This is a genomic window from Pontibacter kalidii, from assembly GCF_026278245.1.
GTDB classification, from domain to species: domain Bacteria; phylum Bacteroidota; class Bacteroidia; order Cytophagales; family Hymenobacteraceae; genus Pontibacter; species Pontibacter kalidii.
The window spans coordinates 648,263-665,314 of sequence record NZ_CP111079.1; the positions used below are offsets into that span (position 1 = coordinate 648,263).

Genomic DNA, 17,052 nt, shown 5'->3' on the forward strand with positions numbered 1-17,052 from the left:
ATAGAGCAAGTTAAATAAAAAAGCTTAATAATGCATGATCATGCCTGGCAGCCGGTCTCTCCTAAAGTAGTAAAATATAAGCAGGGAAGTTAGGTAGGAAGGAGCGTAGCGAAGGAGGCGGAAGTATAAAATTGTATTTCTGGCAAAGTACTTGCTATTATACTACCCGCGGCGGCACCTACGTTTTAAATATAGCCGCATCATCCACAGAGCTTATACATGCCATACTTCAGAAAAATTACGTTTGCGCTGGGGCTTATATTCGCCCCGGTACTGGGCCAAGTGGCCACGGCAGCTACGGTTGCTGCCCCTTATACTACAGTTGCTACGTCTGCTGATACCCGCGACATCGTGCAGGAGATCATCAACGTGGTGGGCCTGAAAGCCCGCTTCGAGCTGCAGGCTGCCGACATTGACAACGCCGCTGCCGTGGTCTACAACGGCAAGCGCTATATTCTCTACAACGAGCGGTTCCTGGATGCCATCAACAACGCCGTGCATACCGACTGGGCCGGTGTAAGTATACTTGCCCACGAGATTGGCCACCATCTGAACGGCCATACCCTGAGTCGCAGCGGCAGCAACCCGGCCGATGAACTGGAGGCCGATGAATTCTCCGGTTTTGTGCTGCGCAAAATGGGGGCAAGTATGGCAGAGGCGCAGGCGGCCATCAACCTGCTGTCGGAGGAGGAGAACTCGCGCTCGCACCCGGGGCGCAGCTACCGGCTGGCGGCTATCAGCAAAGGCTGGCGCAGTGCCAACGAGCAGTTGCTGGCCAGCGCCAGCGGCCCGCAGCCTGACCAGCGTGCCATAGAGCCAGTGCGCAGGCAGCCGCGCATGGCTCAGCAGGAGCCGCAGCAACAGCGTGCAGCCGCCGCCCAGACGGCCTCCCTCAACAGCCGCATGGTGCTCTCCAAGGTGGTGTTCAGCCAGGCGCCGCGCGAGCAGTTCTACCTTACCTCACGCCTGCACCTGGTGCACCTCACCAAAGACGGGCCAAGAGTAATCGGCAAGCTTGCCAAAACCGGCAACCCCGATTACCCTTATTACTTCGAGAGTGAGTACCTTAAAACTGTCTTCATCACAGATGAAGGCATCCTGGTAAACAGGCAGGGGCAACAGGTAGGGCATCTGTCTTAACCCTGTGTTCCCGCAGGCAGAAAGGCCACATCGTTACAGGCGATGTGGCCTTTATACTTCGGAATTTAATATATTGCAGCAGTAATATGCCCTAAACCCCCTGAACTATGAAAATTACGAAAAAACCGGTGCTGCAGCTGGCAGCTGTGGCTTTGCTGGGTGCCTTGTCCGCCTGCGGTAACCTGCTGTGCCTTGAAGGCGAGGGCGATGTGGAGCGCCGCACACTGGAACTCTCCCGGTTCAGCGGTGTTGAAGTAAGCGGCGGCACCAAGGTATACATCCGGCAGGGAAATCAGCAAAGCGTGGAAGTGCGCGGCCAGGCCAACATTCTGGATGAGCTGGACACCGAGGTGCAGGGCGATGGTACGTGGGAGATCGAGTTTGAGCGCTGCCTGGGCACGCACGAAACTGTGGAGGTATACATTACGGTGCCGGAACTGGAGAAGGCCAGCGTAGGAGGATCCGGAACCGTAGAACTGGTGGATGTATTCAAAAGCCGTTCGTTCCAGTCCAGCGTGTCAGGCTCCGGGAGTGTGCTGCTGCGCCTGGCCACGGAGAATCTTGATGCCCGTATCAGCGGCTCTGGCACAATTCGTGCTGCAGGTGTGGCCGATGTGCAGGATGTCTCCATCTCCGGCTCGGGCAAGTACCTGGCCACGGACCTGGACAGCCGCAGGGTTGAGGTGAGCGTTTCCGGCTCGGGCAGAGCCGAGGTGGAGGCAGAAGACCGGTTGGAAGCCGATATCAGCGGTAGCGGGCGCGTATACTATAGTGGCAGCCCCGATGTTCGCTCCAGCGTCTCGGGCTCCGGGAAAGTGATAAAGAAGTAAAATACAATGAGGATCATGAGGAATATAGGGAAATACACACTGCTGCTGATGCTGCTGGTATTCAGCTTTTCGTGCAGCACCAAAAACGATGTGGAGGCTTTTAAGGAGGCTAAGTATGATCTGGAAAGTATAGAGCGCATGGAGCTGAACGGCATCGACCTGCTGAAAAAGAAGCGTCCGCAGGATTTCTCGTTCAGCGATGCCGCCACCCTCTATACAGCCTTCTCCGACAACGCCCTGAACGCGGTGTCCACCATCGGCCTGAAGGTGGAGCTGCCGGAGGGAAGCCAGGAGCGCACCATGACGGTAACGCAGCTGAAGTGGCAGTTGCTGGTGGATGGTCAGCATACGTTGGATGGGCTGGTGAGCGAGCCGGTGGAGCTGCGGAACGGTCTGAACACTATCACCGTTGCCTCTCCGCTTACCTTTGCCACCGGGGAGGGCAGCAGCCAGCCAGACCTGAACAAACTGCTGCGCCTGGCCACGCTCCTGAACAAGGACAGCGCCGACCGCCCCAAGGTAACGCTGCAGATAAAACCCACCATCCAAACTTCGGTAGGACCTTTGGAACTGCCCTCTTACATCAAGATAAAGGGGTAAGGAAAAGCCAGGTACAGCACCTGGCTTTTTTGTTTTCTTAAAAATATGATGATGTGTTTGTAACTTTTAAGGGAATGCATTCGTAGTGGCACGCTTTTTATGCTTCTTCTGTTAGATTTTTTTAGCCATAGTATAAATTTTCAACTGAAGAAGCAGATGAACTACAACGATTTAAGAACCGAAGAACTGTTTGTAGAGGCAAGAGCCATCAGATTTTACATGCGCCAGGAGGGATGGGTGAACCGCGGGGAAATGGTGGGTTATAAAGAAGCCTATACCCAGGAAACCGAACGTTCTGAGACAGATTTAGAGCAGCCCATGCAGCCACGTCGCCAGCGCAACTGGATTGAGTGGGTGAGGTCTATATAAAGATAAAAGTGTAACCAGGGAGCAGCCCCAGCTGTGTCGGCTTATTGCTGGCGTAGCTGGGGCTGTTCTGTTTTTATACATATTTGGTTGGCGTAGCGTAGCTACGGCTGTTTATACTTCTTACTTCCTGCCATAACCACGCTGGCGCGGGTTTGCAACCCGACCGGCTCGGAGAGCCATACTTCATACTTAAGCCATACCTTATACTTCTCTGGCGCAAGCGTCCGCTTGTGCCTTTACTTGCTGCTATACTTCATCCTATCGCTGGCGCGGGCTTGCAGCCCGTGCCTTTTTATACTTTAGCCGCTGCTTCCTGCAGCTTGACCCAAGCCATACTTTTATTCCTTGCTAGCTCCCGTTCATCCTCCAGCCCTCCGCTGGCGCGGGTTTGCAACCCGTGACTTTCTACAATCTCGGATTTGTAATCCGAGTGGTTTGAAAAGCCAGCACTTGCAACAGCTATACTTCCATAGCCGCTGCTTTCTGCAACTTGAACCAAGCTATTCTATCTAGCTTCTGTTCATCCAAAGCTTTACAACCTGCACTGTTTCATCTCATGCATTCTGCTCTCCAGCCCGAGAGGGCTCGTCCTCGGGCATCGCGCGGTGTACATTTCCATTGCTTGACCTGCGGTCTCCGCAATTTCGCTAAAGCGAAACCGGAAATCTACAAGGCGCTCAATCCAAGGACTGGGATCAGTTCGATAGCCACTGCTTTAGCGATGCCGCAAGTATAAGTGGTTTTATACTTTGTCTCTTTTGTCTTTGTCACATAGGCTTTCATCCGAAATCCCCGATAGATCTCTCGCGCAGCTCGAGATGACAGGGAAAGGAGTAAGTATAATTCCCCTCCTCGGAGAGTTTAGGGCTGGGGTTTAAATTTTGTAGAGACAGGTCGTAACCTGTCCGCGAAATGGCAGCAGCTAGGAAGCTCATACTTTGGCTAAAGCAATTTCAGGCTCCCCTCCTTGGACAAGGAGGGGCAGGGGTGGTTGGATCTGGCATGGGCATCTCATAATTTGCCAAACCCGCCTGCAACCATTATCTTCGGCTTTTAACTCCCATGAAAAAGACCTTCGCCCTCGCTTTTATACTTGCCACACCGCTTTTTGCCTTGGCGCAGAAAAGTAAACCAGATACCGCTTTGCTCTTGCGGGATGTGAAAGTGCTGTCGGCCGACTCGATGCAGGGGCGTTTAAGCGGGACGGAAGGCAACCTGATGGCGCAGGAGTATATCCTGAAGCGTTTTGAGGAGATAGGGCTGAAGCCGTTTAACGGCAACTACAAGCAGCATTTCCAGATCAATAACAGGCGGGCACAGGTAGAGCAGGCCACGAACCTGCTGGGCTACCTTCCGGGTAAGTCAGACAAGGTGATGGTGGTAACGGCGCACTACGACCACGTGGGCCAGCGCGAGGGAAAGATCTACAACGGCGCCGATGACAATGCCTCCGGCGTGGGCGCGCTTTTGGCCGCCGCCGCCCATTTTGCGAAGCACCCTCCAAAGCACACCGTTATCTTTGCTGCCCTGGATGGTGAGGAACTGGGCTTATCCGGCGCGAAGGCGTTTCTGGAGCAGCCGCCGGTGCCGCTGCATAATATCCTGCTCAATGTGAACATGGACATGCTGGGCATCAACCCGAAAGGTGAGCTTTACGCCAGCGGCACCTTCCACTATCCGCAATTGAAGCCATACCTGCTGAAGGTGAAACCAAGAGCACAGGCGCGCCTGGTACTGGGCCACGACCGCCCCGAGCAGGGCAGCGACGACTGGACCGGCCAGTCCGACCACTTCAGGTTTCATGAGCGCGGCATACCCTACGTATACTTCGGCGTGGAGGACCATCCCCATTACCACAAGCCCACCGACGACTACGAGAACATCAACCATGCCTTTTACCCCGATGCGGCGGCACTGGTGATAGATTTTCTGGAGCTGATAGACACCAACCTGCAGCGGCTTCCGGTGCAGCAGCAGCGGCCGGCAAAACACGAGTAAAGCATGCCCGGTTTTCGATCCAAACCTCAAAAATAAGCCTCAGCCACCACGAGCTAATATTTTATACTTTAACTATTCCGATATTAGTATATATTTATCGCGAAAGCACCATCTTTCTTGCAGATAAACCGTAGAGAAGAAGAAGTTGCAGGCACGCGCAAGGGCATGGCAGCGGCAGCTGTTTACCCGCCCGAAAGCCTGGCAAAATGATGTTAAACCTGTCTGATGATATGAACAGGAAACCATACTATTTACTTATACTTTTCTCTCTGCTTATACTTTACCCCTGGGATGCACTGGCGCAACAGCAACAGTACCGCTACAAGCGAAACAGCAAAACCACAAATGTGATGGAGCGCGGGTGGGTGATACTCGTGGGCGGCGGTGTTACGGCAGTCAGGAGCGATATTTGTGGCAGCCCCAGCTGCATAGACTTTGGCCCGAACGTGAGCGTGGGCGGCCTGTACAAATTCTCTCCATACTTCGGGGTGAGCGGCACGCTGGATTATGTAAAGCTGGGCGCGGTGGAGAAGAACCCGGAGGCTCCGCTTAATATTGCATTTGAGTCGGAGGTGATCGAGGTGTCGGCCTCTGCTGTGATCAACCTGCTCGATACTTATGCCGGATCAGGAAACTACCGCTCCAAGCGCAAGCGCTTCGCGGTGCCCTACCTCCGGGTGGGCCTGGGGGGCTTATACTACACCGCCTCCTCGTTCCCGGCCAACCGCAGCCTCGACGACTCCCAGACCACCTACGACCCGGAGCAGGATTACCCGGCCTTTGCGGCGGTGGTGCCCGTGGGCGGAGGTATCCGTTTTTTCATCAACGATGAGTTCAGTATCGCCGGGGAGGCGGTTTACCGTGTCACCAGCACCGACCTGCTCGATAATATACCGGCCGTGCTTACCAATGGCTCCCGCCGGGATGAGTATGGGGTGCTGGCTATAAAGCTGCAGTATACGCCGGTGCTCAAGAACAAGCTGAAGCTCTTCTCCAAGTAGCATCGCCGCAATTTACTTAACCTCGCTATTTCTACCGCCGTAGAGGTAAAGGCAGGTGCAAAGCGCGCCTGCCTTTCGTTTTATACTTCGCTACCTATGGAAACAACAGATAAGAAAAAGCTCTTCTGGCTTGCCGCCGGGCTAAGCGCCCTGGCCGTTGGGCGGGCTGTTACCCGCCAACTGACCGCCTACGACTTTAGAGGGAAAACAGTGCTGATAACAGGCGGCAGCCGCGGACTGGGGCTGGTGATGGCGCGGCAGCTGGCACAGGAGGGGGCCAGGCTGGTGCTCTGCGCCCGCGACGAGACAGAGCTGGAGAATGCCCGCCTGGAGCTGGCCGGGAAAGGGGCCGAGGTGCTGGTGCAGAAGTGCGACGTAACCGATGAGCAGCAGGTGAATGACATGATCACCAACGTGCAGAACGAGTACAGCCCAATTGACGTGCTCATCAACAACGCCGGTGTCATACATGCCGGACCGGTGGCGGAGATGACGGTGCAGGATTTTGAGGAGGCCATCAACATACACTACTGGGCGCCGATTTATACCACGCTGGCTGTGCTGCCAGGTATGAAGGCCCGGGGCGGAGGCCGAATCCTGAACGTTGCTTCCATTGGCGGAAGGGTGAGCGTGCCGCACCTGGTGCCCTACAGCGCGAGCAAGTTCGCCCTCGTGGGCTTGTCGGAGGGCTTACGGGCCGAGTTGAAGAAGTATAACATCTCGGTAACCACGGCCACGCCCGGCCTGATGCAGACAGGCAGCCCCCGCCATGCCTTTATAAAGGGGCACCATAAGCAGGAGTATACGCTGTTTAAGATCATGGACTCCAGTCCGCTGACCTCCATCCCGGCCGAAGACTCGGCACGCCAAATGCTGAACGCCCTGCGCCACGGCGATGCCACGGTAACTACCACGCTCTTTGCCACGATAGGGGAGATGTTGCACCGGCTCTCTCCGGGCCTGACTACGGATATACTGGCGCTGGTAAACGCTGTGCTGCCCGGCGAGGGAGGTATCGGGAAGAACAGGGCCAAAGGCTACGAGAGTGAAACGCCGCTGTCGGAGTCGTGGCTGACGGAGCGTACGCAGAAGGCCGCCACCAAAAACAACGAGCTATAATTTATACCTGGCACAAGTATAAACCCGGCTGTACGTTAGATTTGGTATCTTTATCCGCATCACAAATTTCACCCTTATGAAAATTAAGAACAGAGAGAAGGCCTACGACGGCTACTTCAAGATCTATAAACTGACCGTTGAGCAGCAGGGGCATACGTTTACCCGGGAGCAGTTTGACCGCGGCGACGCTGTGGCAGCGCTTGTGTTCGACACCGAGAAGCGGCAGTACATCCTGACCCGGCAGTTTCGGGTGGGCTCGGAGTCGGAACTGGTGGAGGTGGTGGCCGGCATGGTAGACCAGGGCGAGCAGCCCGAGGAAAGTATAACCCGTGAGGTGGAAGAGGAAACCGGCTACCACGTGGACAAGCTGCAGCACCTGCACACGTTCTACTCCTCGCCGGGCGGCACCACCGAGCGGGTGATGCTATACTTTGCCGAGGTAACGAAGCAGAACGGCGCAGGAGGCGGCAACGCCCACGAGCACGAGTTTATCGAGATCCTGCACCTGAGCCCGGAAGAGCTGGACGCCCTCGAGACCCCTGATGCCAAGACCATCATCGCGCAGCAGTGGGCCAAACTGAACCGGAGATAAAGGCCACTTTTTTATTCTTCTTTATACTTCCACGTAGGCGATGCCGGCTATACTTACAAGTATGGCCGGCATCGCTTTTTAGCGGTGTTTCCAGCTGGCTAATTCGTCGGTTCTGTTACACTTAGCCAACCGGTTGTGGTATGAAGGACATAGCGGTGTCTCAAACTAAAAACACATAAACGCAAATATTACTGGGTGTGAAAACTGCCTGGGCAGCAGAGTAGGTGAAGTAAAACTACCTGAAAGTCAGTTGCTTTAAAGGTGATCTTGGTGTCGGTATAAGCGTGTGCCGTTGTGTCGAGCGCTTTGACGCATGGCGAACTGATACGTGCTGCGGACGTAGGTATGAAATGCACAACTTATTTGGCAGTGGGTAAAATACAGGTGAAGGCCTGCCAATCTTCTGCAAGGCCTTATCCAGGCTGATGAAAACCAGACGGGCAAGTATTTAATAGCAATCAATACAATCACAACTATGGGAAAGCTAGAAAAACAAAGTGGCCATCATTACAGGGGCAGGATCAGGCATTGGCAAAGAAACCGCTCTGCTCTTCGCAAGAGAAGGTGCCAAAGTGACGATTAGCGACATTAATCAGGAAACCGGGAATAAAGTAGTAGGAGAAATCAAAGGCAATGGCGGCGAAGCCATCTTCGTGAAAGCGGATGCTGCGAGTGAGACAGACGTGCAGAATTTAGTGAATGAAACCGTGAGCGCGTTCGGAAAGCTGGATGTATTCTTTGCCAATGCAGGCATCAATATTGAAGCAGATGTAGATCAACTGGAATTAGAGAAATGGCAAAAAGTAATCGATGTTAACCTGACAAGCACTTTCCTGTGCAACAAGTGTGCGGTACAGCAATTCAAAAAGCAGGGAACGGGCGGGGCTATTGTGAACAACGGTTCCATCCACAGTTTTGTGGCAAGAAAAGGGCTGACCGCGTATGCCTCTTCTAAAGGTGGCGTTAAAATGTTAACTCAAATGGTGGGCACCACCTATGCCAAAGAAAAAATATGGAGCAACATGGTTTGTCCGGCTTATACCAACCAGACTATATCCTCCGAGATAAGAGGGCAGTTAGCCGACCTGCACCCATTTGGTCGTTTAGGCGAACCGATTGAAGTGGCTGACGCCGTTCTTTTCATGGCCAGCGATGATGCTTCCTTTATTACCGGAACAAGCCTTAAAGTGGATGGCGTTTATACTGCGGTTTAACGCTTCGGCTAAAGCATAAGGGATTAATTTAAAAACCCAAGTTGCGATCTACTCATGATGTGCAGGTGTAAACCCACCCCTAACCCCTCCAAGGAGGGGAATCACCTACTCTTCTGCGGAATTCCCCTCCTCTGGACTAGCCACAACGCGAGTTTTGAGCTAGCGAGCGCAGCTCTCAGGGGTGGGTTAATCGCAATTTGAGTTTAAAAGATATCTAAATCAAAAAACAGAACTATGAACAAGTATAAGATTGCCGTTTTTGTGGGAAGCCTCCGCAAAGAATCTCTCAACCTGAAAACTGCGAAAGCACTTATGGCGCTGGCACCGGAATCGCTGTCGCTTGAACTGGTAAGTATCGGGGAACTTCCGTTGTTTAATGAAGACTTGGAAGAAACACCGCCTAGAGAATGGGAAGACTTCCGTGCCAAGATTAGGGCTGCCGATGGCCTGTTGTTTGTTACACCGGAATATAACCGCTCGGTACCGGGCGTATTAAAAAATGCCATCGATGTGGGCTCCCGCCCTTATGGGGAAAACTCCTGGGACGGTAAGCCCGGAGCTGTTGTAAGTGTCTCCCCCGGGAGCATAAGCGGTTTTGGCGCCAATCATCACCTGCGCCAGTCGCTTGTTTTTGTGAATGTGCCCGCTATGGCCCAGCCCGAAGCCTATCTTGGAGATGCTGCTTCTTTATTTGACGAAAGTGGTAACCTTACCAACGACTCAACCAAAGATTTTTTGAAAAGCTTTATGGAAGCCTTCGCAAAATGGGTGGATACAAACACTAAAAAACAAGCTGCCTGAAGATTGCCTGGACAACAGTGTTATCCTGCCCTGATTTATCAGGAGATCAATTCTCTATCTCAAATCATTCATTATGAAACACAAAGTATTAGTAACCGCAGGTGCTGCCGGTATAGGCCTTGAAATAGTAAAGGCTTTTGCAGCCACAGGGGGCAGTGCTTTTGTGTGTGATATCAACGAAGATGCTTTAAAGAAACTGGAGCAGGATGTTCCCGGCGTAATCACCAAGGTCAAGGTATGCGATGTCTCGAAACGAAGCGATGTGGAAAGTATGGTGGCTGCCGGCGCCAAAGCCCTGGGTGGTTTGGATGTACTGGTAAACAACGCCGGTATTGCCGGCCCTACGGCGCCGGTGGAGGAGATGGACCCGGAAGAATGGGAAAAAGTGATGCAGGTGGATCTGAATGGCACCTTCTATGTCACCCGGTCGGCCATTCCTTTTCTGAAAAAATCAGAAGCTGGTGTGATCATCAATATGTCTTCGCTTGCAGGCAGGTTTGGGTATGAGAACCGGAGTCCGTACTCCACCGCTAAATGGGGCATCATCGGCTTTACCAAAACCCTTTCCATCGAACTCGGCAAGTATGGCATCCGGGCTAACGCCATACTTCCTGGTGCGGTAGCGGGGCCTAGAATTGAAAAGGTGCTGCAGGGTAGAGCAGATGCGAATGGCACCACCCTGGAAGAAGAAAAGGAAAGCGCTATGTCCATGCAGTCCATCAAATCCTTTGTAGACCCGAAAGATATCGCGGCGCTATGTGTCTTTCTTGCTTCTGACAGTGGCAAGATGATTTCCGGGCAAATGCTGCCTATAGATGGCGATGCGCAAGCTGCTTCGTAGTTAACTAAGTTCATAACCTTTAACCAGATTAAGATGGCAGGTAAATTAAGAGATCAGCTGATTGGTGCGTGGAAGCTTGTCTCCTATGAATCCTATGAAGAGCAGCCTGTGGATGGATCAGACACGTTCTACCCGATGAGCGAAAAACCGATGGGGATCATCCTATACACACCCGATGGCTATATGTCCGCGCAACTGATGCACCCCGATCGGGAGAACTTTGAATCGGGCGACTGGTTTGATGGCACCGATGAAGAGTATAAACAGGAGGCTTCTACTTACATTGCCTATTCCGGACCGTTTCATGTAGGCGAAGAAAAGCAAACGCTGACCCACTCCATGTATGTTTCCCTTTTCCCAAACTGGACCGGCCAGACCCAACCCCGTGTGGTAAAAGTGGAGGGCGACCTGTTGCATTTGAGTACGGCAGCGCCAATCGTTTCGAAGGGTAAAAAGGTTAACTCCTATTTAACCTGGAAACGGGCAGACGCACAGTAAACAAGCGCCGATGGAGCCAGTGGAGATCGTACAGATAGCAGGTGTCATCCTGGCCATTGTCTGTATCATTTATGGCGCCATGAAAGGCATCAGCATCCTTATTCTGGCTCCTTTGTGTACCGTCATCGTTATCGTCACGAATCAGATGCCCTTCTTCGGGTCTCTGGTGGAGAAGCACTCCTACATGAGTGGCCTGGCGGATTTTGTCATCAACTTTTTTGCGGTGTTTGCGCTCGGTGCCATCCTGGCCAAATACATCGAAGAGAGCGGGGCGCCCAATCCATAGCGGATCAGATTTTGGCCTTAACAGGCACGGAGAAGCCCTATCCGGTGCTGGTGGGGCTTTTTCTGATCACGGCGCTTTCCTCTGAAAAGCTGAAAGAGAAAATCCCGCCCTTCCTGGCAGCAGTATTACCTATCGTGATCCCAATTATCATTATCCTGATCGGCAGTTTTCTGGAAATTGAGTATATCATCCTGATAGGGTTGGCCGCTGCTATCGTGGTATCAGCCATTGCTTTCCGGAAGTAGATTCCCGGTCAGATACCGGTGCTGAACGAAGGCGCCAGCGGTTCGGTCATGCCCATCCTGCTCACCTCGTCTTCGGTTGCTTTTGGTTTTGTCATTACGCTGGCTCCCGGGTTCCGCTTTATCTCAGATTTTATACTTGGAATTCCCGGCAACCCGCTCATTAGTTTGTCCCTGGCATCAGCTGCCTTTGGCGGCATCACCGGTTCCTCCTCCGGAGCTTTGAGCATCGTGTTACAGGCTTTCGCTGAGAATTACCTGGCGCTGGGTATTCACCCGGATGTCATCCACCGTGTTGCCGCCATTGCCTCGTCAGTTTTCACGGTCATGCCGCATTCCGGTGTCATCCTAACCATGTTTGCGTTGACAGGACTCAACCACAAGAATGCCTTCAAATACCAGTTCCTGGGGATGACAATCACGAATTTTCTAGCGCTGGTTACTGTTATTGTTGCTGCAGAATTGATTTACTGAGACCTTGGAATACCCGCATAGCTCACGGAATCCCTCAACCACTGCACCACCGAAAGGCAGGTCCCGGAGAAGATAATGGCGGGCATGGTAGAAAATTATACTTCGCCTATAACCCGTTGCTGATACCAGAATTGAGTGGGTCGTGCGCCTAAAAAAACATTAAGCCACCCCAACCCCTCCAAGGCTACCAGTAGGAGACATAATATTCCTGCCGCAAGATTGCATCTTATGGCCTTTAATGAAGCAAGCTTTCAGCTTGCACAAGTATAAACGTTACCTGCTGCCGGGCATCGCAAGCTGGAGGCTTGCCAGCTCGGAGAACCACGAGTTGAAAACTTGCGGGAGGGTAGCTGTATAGTGAACTTGAAGCCTAATCGTAGGTAGCTTCTACTTCCTGGGAAGAGAGTTTGGGTTGCCGGACAAGTGGTCCTGATACGCACAAATGAATTTATACTGGTATTAGTATGCGACAAGACTTTCGCCTCTCTCACTACTCCTCTACGTTCCTGAACATATCCTTTGTGTCGGCAGCTCCTTCCAGGGTTAGGTATTCTGCCTGCAGCGTACGTATCTTAAGTTTATCGGAGGTGCTGATCTGGCTCTCCAACTGGCCGCGACGCTCATTTAGTTTACCATATACGTGGTCCACGTAACCCCAATCGCTCTGTGTCCAGTTTTTGCGCTTGGCGCGTACGGTGCCCATAAAGGTAAGGTAGGCCTCGCGCATCTGGGACGGCTGCAATTGTGCCAGGTCATCGTACTCGCGGAGCAACTGCTCCTGCCAGGCTGTTACTTTCTTAGCATCCAGCGGCTGCTGCATACGGCGCTCCTGGCGCTCTTCCCAGCTTCGGTAGCGGTCTTGCAGGTCTCTGTACTCCGCCTTCGATTTCTCGGAGAGGCTGTCGAACTTACTCTCCAGCTGGGCGTTTCGGCGGCGCAGTTCCTCTTTCACCTGCGGCCACTCTTTGCGGATGGCGGTATCGCCTTTTTCGGCCTGCTTGTTCAGCCACCCCCTGAATTCCTCCAGTTCCTGCTCCGCCGTCTCCCCCGATTTTACCACGGTGGCGGTGTCTCTTTCTTCGGTGTTGGTTACTACTGTTTCATCGCCCTCCACCTCTCGGCGGCCATCGCAACTCCAGAGCAAGGTAATGGCAGAAAGTATAAAGGTTATTCTAAGGGTATAAGGGGCCTTTTTCATCAGCATGTTTCTTATCTATCGTGTTTGATGCTATAGTACGAAACTTGCCGGTTCAGGATGCTTATGGCACTGGAGGGCCAGCCATAAACGGCTTATTGAGGTAAATGCCATCGCCGAAAGTATAATGCTTGTTCACGGTGACGGCCAACTTGCCCCGGGCGGGCACCTTGCCGAAGATTACTTCGGCCGCCGCTGCTTGCGCATGAAAATACCCCTGGTACCCCACCAGCAGCGCCCTGCTGTTCTCTATATCTGGGAACTGGTTTAAGGCATAGGCATTGTTAAAAAGCGTAATCACGGCCTTGTTCGACTTTGCCAGCTGCTGCACCAGTTTGGTGGCATCGTCGGAATAACCCAGCTTATTGGTGGGGCGGATGCTGGGGCCGTAAAGCGCCACCAGCACCACATCGTACTTTTTCAACTGCTTCCACATTTTCCGGGTCTCCTTGCCGTTGGCTTTTCGGGAGATAAAGAAGTCGTCGGTCTTGCTGGTAAGATGCTTCACCTGGCGCTGAAAGGCCGTAACGCGGTCGGTGCCTACAGAGAGCGTGGCGATGGACATACGCGGCGTCTGCTGCAGCGGGAGCATCTTCTTCTTATTGTTGAGCAAAGTGACCGCGTTTTCTGCAATGTGCTTGTTGATCAGATCGGCGATAGGTGGGTTCAGGTCCTCGTACAGGTTCTCTTCCGCAACAGGCTTATACTTATCCAGCCCCAGCCACTGCTTGGCCGCCAGTACGCGCTTGCAGCGCCTGTCAATCTCCTCCTGTGTCAGGTCGCCGTTCTCGATAGCCTCTTTCACGGCGCTGATGGCCTTGGGCACGCTGTTCAGGCGCTCCAGCACATCGTTGCCGGCCATCAGGGCGCGGGCCTCCGCCTCACCGGGCTCAAAATACTTGGTTACGCCTTTCATCACCATGGCATCCGTAAAGATGAGGCCCTTGTAGTTGAGCTGCTGCTTCAGCAGGCCGGTCACGATGGGTTCCGAAAGGGTAGAGGGCACGTTCTCGGCCGGGTCGAGCTGCGGGATGTGCATGTGGGCCACCATCATGCCGCCTAAGCCATGCTTTATCATCTCCCGGAAAGGGTACAACTCGAGCGAGTCCAGCCGTTCGCGGCCGAAAGGTATCACGGGCAGGTCGTAGTGCGAGTCCACATCCGTGTCGCCGTGGCCGGGGAAGTGCTTGGCCACCGCCATAATGCCGCCGTCCTGCATGCCCTGCATGTAGGCTATGCTCTTCGCCGCCACCTCATACTTGTCCTCGCCGAAAGAGCGGTAACTGATGACTGGGTTCCTGGGGTTGTTGTTCACGTCGGCCACCGGCGCGAAGTTAATGTGCATGCCCAGCCGCTTAAACTCCTGCGCCACTTCCACGCCCATGCGGTAGATCAGGTCGTTATCGGTTAAGGCGCCCAGCATCTGCTGCGAAGGGTATTCCACGGTAGAGTCCAGGCGCATGCCCACCCCGGTCTCGGCATCCATCGAAATCCACAAAGGCACTTTGGAGGCCGCCTGGTACGCGTTCGTAAGTCTTGCCTGCCGCACCGGGCCTCCCTGGAAGAAGATGATACCACCTACTTTATACTGTTTTATCAGCCGCATCACATCGGCTTCATACTTTTCTCCTTTGTTTGAGAAAGCCTCAATTATGATTAGCTGCGCGATACGCTCCTCTGGTGTAAGCGTATTGAAGACTGAATCCACCCAGTAAGAGGAACTATCCTCCAGCGCGGCAATAAGCGAGGAAGGGCGGTTATAGGTAGCGGGGCGCTCTACCGGATAAAACTGCCGCTGCTCTTCCGAAAAGCTCCTGCGCTGTGCGTCGGAGCCCTCGCAGGAGCACAGCACCACGGCCAGCAGGGGCAGCAACCATAAACGACAGGCTTTGAGGAGATTCGCTTTGTGTAGGATCCTTTGCATGATACTCTAAATAACGCACCAATTTGTACTTTCTTGCCTTTGTCTGGTGCCGACAGGGCTGTAACCGGGTAAAAATATACCTTTACTTGGGGTCGTAACTGTCTGTCTACGTTAAAGAATGCTTATAGGGTAAAGTAACTGGAAGGAGTTTTTGTTCATTTTGGCTTATCTTTAAAGAAACGCACATTCAGTTATGTCCTTTTTCACCCCGAGAGATCATACGCATACCTTAGCAGAGGATGCTCCTCATTTTGGCTATAGCTTTCTGCCGGGGCTGCTCTTTGCGGCGCTGCTTTGGCTCGTGGCCCTGCTCAGTTACCTCACCGGGGCCGACCTGGCTTTTCTGGGCATTCTTCCGCGCAATATCCTCGGGCTGGTAGGCGTGTTCTTTGGCCCTCTGATCCATGGGGGGCTGCTGCACCTGCTTTCCAACACCTTTCCGCTGGTGCTGCTCTCGGGGCTCATCCTTTACATGCACCGCAAGGTGGCGCTAAAAGTTATCGTGCTAGTCTACGTGTTGAGCGGACTGCTGACCTGGCTTATCGGGCGGCAAGCGTACCACATTGGGGCGAGCGGAGTAGTGTATGGCTTGGCGGGTTTCCTGCTCTTTAACGGCTTCCTGCGCCAGAACCGGGGAGCCATGGCCGTGTCGCTGGCGGTGCTGTTTCTGTACAGCGGCCTGTTCTACGGGTTGTTTCCGGGGGAGGAGCGGGTGTCGTGGGAGGGGCACGTGGCGGGGCTGCTGAGCGGGCTGGTGGCGGCCATCGCCTTTGGCGAGGGCGATGCGGTGCAGCCGGCAAACAGGCCCCTGGAGCCGAATGTGGTGCAGCGGCACGTAAGCAGCACCGTGGGGCGCCACTACCAGCACATGTTCATCAGCTACAGCGTCCAGACAGACACTGTGCAGAAGGTATATACGTATACTTTCGATGCAGCCCACATCTCGGTAAAAATCTCAACCAATGCGGCGGCTGGCTCGTCTAAAATACAGACGAAGCCAAAGACAAAAGTATGAGCGGAGAACAGCAAGACATCAAGAAGCACCATGTCCGGGTAAAGGAAAGCCAGAAACACATGGATCCAAAGCAGGTAAGCCGGCAGCGGCACGAGGCGGCGCAGCAACAGGGGGAGGTGAAGCAAAGCAAGTGGCCGCTGGTCGTGACAGCCCTGCTGATCGGGGGCCTGGTGGCCTCCTACTTCGTGTTCCCGGGCTTTCAGGAGGAAGTCAATACCGGTTGGGAGGTTCTCACGAGCGGCGATAAGAACCGGATTTCGGAATGGGTGAGCCAGTTCGGCTTCTGGGGCCCTTTCTTTATCGTAGCGGCCATGGTGGCGCAGATGTTCCTGCTGGTGATAAACGTGGTGGCGCTGATGCTGGTGGCCATTATTGCCTATGGGCCTGTATGGGGCTCTGTGATTGCCGTTACTGCCGTGGCGGTGGCCTCTACGGTGGGTTACTGGATTGGCCGGGGCCTGGGCGAGGCAACCGTGAGCAAAATCATTGGGCAGAAGTCGGAGCGGAAGGTGGCGGGCTTCATGGACAAGTACGGCATCTGGGCCATCATCATTGCGCGCATTTCCCCGTTCCTCTCCAATGATGCCATCAGCTTAGTGGCGGGCCTGGCCGGGATGGGCTACTTTAAGTTTATAGGGGCCACGCTAGCGGGCATTTTGCCACTGACCATACTTCTTGCCTGGCTCGGGGAAAATAACGACCGCCTCCAAAGCGGCCTTATCTGGGTTTCCGCCCTCAGCCTCGTCGCCTTTATCGGCTACATTGCCTACGAAAAGTACGTCCGGAAAAAATAAACAGCCCTATACTTCTGCAGCCCGTTTTATACGTTAACCCGCCGAAGGGGGGCAGTAGCCACAGCGCAGCGTTATACTTCTACTAGCCTTATGAGCAGGTGCATGTGCCCCCATTCGGA

Annotated in this window: 19 protein-coding genes; 17 read left to right on the top strand and 2 right to left on the bottom strand. The window is 53.7% G+C overall.

What is annotated here, in order from left to right; all coding sequences use genetic code 11:
- Window positions 1–219 precede the first annotated feature (219 nt).
- From OH144_RS02750 to OH144_RS02820, 15 genes are all read left to right on the top strand, one after another.
- Complete coding sequence (locus tag OH144_RS02750; RefSeq protein WP_266204759.1) at window positions 220–1,140, top strand: M48 family metalloprotease; 921 nt, start codon at window positions 220–222, stop codon at window positions 1,138–1,140.
- Between the two features lie 107 nt (window positions 1,141–1,247).
- The gene (locus tag OH144_RS02755) at window positions 1,248–1,970 is read left to right on the top strand and encodes a head GIN domain-containing protein (protein ID WP_266204760.1); all 723 of its coding nucleotides are present in this window, start codon (window positions 1,248–1,250) and stop codon (window positions 1,968–1,970) included.
- A 15-nt stretch (window positions 1,971–1,985) separates the two neighbouring features.
- The gene (locus tag OH144_RS02760) at window positions 1,986–2,570 is read left to right on the top strand and encodes an outer membrane protein assembly factor BamD (protein ID WP_266204761.1); all 585 of its coding nucleotides are present in this window, start codon (window positions 1,986–1,988) and stop codon (window positions 2,568–2,570) included.
- A gap of 156 nt (window positions 2,571–2,726) precedes the next feature.
- Window positions 2,727–2,939: a hypothetical protein gene (locus OH144_RS02765; protein WP_266204762.1), complete on the top strand. Its 213-nt coding sequence runs from the start codon at window positions 2,727–2,729 to the stop codon at window positions 2,937–2,939.
- 1,062 nt (window positions 2,940–4,001) lie between these two features.
- Window positions 4,002–4,937, top strand: a complete 936-nt coding sequence (locus OH144_RS02770) for a M20/M25/M40 family metallo-hydrolase (protein ID WP_266204763.1) — start codon at window positions 4,002–4,004, stop codon at window positions 4,935–4,937.
- A gap of 230 nt (window positions 4,938–5,167) precedes the next feature.
- A complete protein-coding gene (locus tag OH144_RS02775) occupies window positions 5,168–5,938 on the top strand; it encodes an outer membrane beta-barrel protein (protein WP_266204764.1) in 771 nt (256 codons plus the stop codon).
- A 96-nt stretch (window positions 5,939–6,034) separates the two neighbouring features.
- Window positions 6,035–7,057 (top strand): SDR family NAD(P)-dependent oxidoreductase, encoded by a 1,023-nt coding sequence (locus OH144_RS02780; protein WP_266204765.1) that lies wholly within the window; start codon window positions 6,035–6,037, stop codon window positions 7,055–7,057.
- Between the two features lie 76 nt (window positions 7,058–7,133).
- Window positions 7,134–7,649 carry an NUDIX domain-containing protein gene (locus OH144_RS02785; RefSeq protein ID WP_266204766.1) on the top strand — a complete coding sequence of 172 codons (516 nt, stop codon included), beginning with the start codon at window positions 7,134–7,136 and terminating at the stop codon, window positions 7,647–7,649.
- Between the two features lie 497 nt (window positions 7,650–8,146).
- Window positions 8,147–8,863, top strand: a complete 717-nt coding sequence (locus OH144_RS02790) for an SDR family NAD(P)-dependent oxidoreductase (RefSeq protein ID WP_266204767.1) — start codon at window positions 8,147–8,149, stop codon at window positions 8,861–8,863.
- 234 nt (window positions 8,864–9,097) lie between these two features.
- A complete protein-coding gene (locus tag OH144_RS02795; RefSeq protein WP_266204768.1) occupies window positions 9,098–9,664 on the top strand; it encodes an NADPH-dependent FMN reductase in 567 nt (188 codons plus the stop codon).
- A 73-nt stretch (window positions 9,665–9,737) separates the two neighbouring features.
- A complete protein-coding gene (locus OH144_RS02800; RefSeq protein ID WP_266204769.1) occupies window positions 9,738–10,505 on the top strand; it encodes an SDR family oxidoreductase in 768 nt (255 codons plus the stop codon).
- A gap of 33 nt (window positions 10,506–10,538) precedes the next feature.
- Window positions 10,539–11,003, top strand: coding sequence for a lipocalin-like domain-containing protein (locus OH144_RS02805; RefSeq protein WP_266204770.1), 465 nt, complete (start codon window positions 10,539–10,541; stop codon window positions 11,001–11,003).
- Between the two features lie 10 nt (window positions 11,004–11,013).
- Window positions 11,014–11,289: a hypothetical protein gene (locus tag OH144_RS02810; protein ID WP_266204771.1), complete on the top strand. Its 276-nt coding sequence runs from the start codon at window positions 11,014–11,016 to the stop codon at window positions 11,287–11,289.
- 11 nt (window positions 11,290–11,300) lie between these two features.
- Entirely contained in the window at window positions 11,301–11,534 is a 234-nt protein-coding gene (locus OH144_RS02815; RefSeq protein WP_266204772.1) for a hypothetical protein, read from the top strand.
- Window positions 11,535–11,552: 18 nt separating this feature from the next.
- Window positions 11,553–12,005 carry a hypothetical protein gene (locus OH144_RS02820; RefSeq protein WP_266204773.1) on the top strand — a complete coding sequence of 151 codons (453 nt, stop codon included), beginning with the start codon at window positions 11,553–11,555 and terminating at the stop codon, window positions 12,003–12,005.
- A gap of 490 nt (window positions 12,006–12,495) precedes the next feature.
- On the opposite strand, the gene OH144_RS02825 is transcribed toward OH144_RS02820, so the two are convergent.
- Complete coding sequence (locus tag OH144_RS02825) at window positions 12,496–13,209, bottom strand: hypothetical protein (RefSeq protein WP_266204774.1); 714 nt, start codon at window positions 13,207–13,209, stop codon at window positions 12,496–12,498.
- Window positions 13,210–13,264: 55 nt separating this feature from the next.
- Window positions 13,265–15,124 (bottom strand): glycoside hydrolase family 3 protein, encoded by a 1,860-nt coding sequence (locus OH144_RS02830; protein ID WP_266204775.1) that lies wholly within the window; start codon window positions 15,122–15,124, stop codon window positions 13,265–13,267.
- A 193-nt stretch (window positions 15,125–15,317) separates the two neighbouring features.
- On the opposite strand from OH144_RS02830, the gene OH144_RS02835 reads away from it, so the two are divergent.
- Window positions 15,318–16,139, top strand: a complete 822-nt coding sequence (locus tag OH144_RS02835) for a rhomboid family intramembrane serine protease (RefSeq protein WP_266204776.1) — start codon at window positions 15,318–15,320, stop codon at window positions 16,137–16,139.
- A complete protein-coding gene (locus tag OH144_RS02840; RefSeq protein WP_266204777.1) occupies window positions 16,136–16,933 on the top strand; it encodes a TVP38/TMEM64 family protein in 798 nt (265 codons plus the stop codon). Before OH144_RS02835 ends, OH144_RS02840 begins: the two co-directional genes overlap by 4 nt.
- The last annotated feature ends 119 nt before the right edge of the window (window positions 16,934–17,052 follow it).

What these genes read in the sequence shown, in the direction of transcription:
- OH144_RS02805 (WP_266204770.1), top strand. Translation starts at nt 10,539, where the DNA reads ATGGCAGGTAAATTAAGAGATCAGCTGATTGGTGCGTGGAAGCTTGTC.
- OH144_RS02795 (WP_266204768.1), top strand. Translation starts at nt 9,098, where the DNA reads ATGAACAAGTATAAGATTGCCGTTTTTGTGGGAAGCCTCCGCAAAGAA.
- OH144_RS02770 (WP_266204763.1), top strand. Translation starts at nt 4,002, where the DNA reads ATGAAAAAGACCTTCGCCCTCGCTTTTATACTTGCCACACCGCTTTTT.
- OH144_RS02755 (WP_266204760.1), top strand. Translation starts at nt 1,248, where the DNA reads ATGAAAATTACGAAAAAACCGGTGCTGCAGCTGGCAGCTGTGGCTTTG.
- OH144_RS02810 (WP_266204771.1), top strand. Translation starts at nt 11,014, where the DNA reads ATGGAGCCAGTGGAGATCGTACAGATAGCAGGTGTCATCCTGGCCATT.
- OH144_RS02760 (WP_266204761.1), top strand. Translation starts at nt 1,986, where the DNA reads ATGAGGAATATAGGGAAATACACACTGCTGCTGATGCTGCTGGTATTC.
- OH144_RS02750 (WP_266204759.1), top strand. Translation starts at nt 220, where the DNA reads ATGCCATACTTCAGAAAAATTACGTTTGCGCTGGGGCTTATATTCGCC.
- OH144_RS02775 (WP_266204764.1), top strand. Translation starts at nt 5,168, where the DNA reads ATGAACAGGAAACCATACTATTTACTTATACTTTTCTCTCTGCTTATA.
- OH144_RS02765 (WP_266204762.1), top strand. Translation starts at nt 2,727, where the DNA reads ATGAACTACAACGATTTAAGAACCGAAGAACTGTTTGTAGAGGCAAGA.
- OH144_RS02800 (WP_266204769.1), top strand. Translation starts at nt 9,738, where the DNA reads ATGAAACACAAAGTATTAGTAACCGCAGGTGCTGCCGGTATAGGCCTT.
- OH144_RS02780 (WP_266204765.1), top strand. Translation starts at nt 6,035, where the DNA reads ATGGAAACAACAGATAAGAAAAAGCTCTTCTGGCTTGCCGCCGGGCTA.
- OH144_RS02835 (WP_266204776.1), top strand. Translation starts at nt 15,318, where the DNA reads ATGTCCTTTTTCACCCCGAGAGATCATACGCATACCTTAGCAGAGGAT.
- OH144_RS02830 (WP_266204775.1), bottom strand. Translation starts at nt 15,124, where the DNA reads ATGCAAAGGATCCTACACAAAGCGAATCTCCTCAAAGCCTGTCGTTTA.
- OH144_RS02825 (WP_266204774.1), bottom strand. Translation starts at nt 13,209, where the DNA reads ATGCTGATGAAAAAGGCCCCTTATACCCTTAGAATAACCTTTATACTT.
- OH144_RS02785 (WP_266204766.1), top strand. Translation starts at nt 7,134, where the DNA reads ATGAAAATTAAGAACAGAGAGAAGGCCTACGACGGCTACTTCAAGATC.
- OH144_RS02840 (WP_266204777.1), top strand. Translation starts at nt 16,136, where the DNA reads ATGAGCGGAGAACAGCAAGACATCAAGAAGCACCATGTCCGGGTAAAG.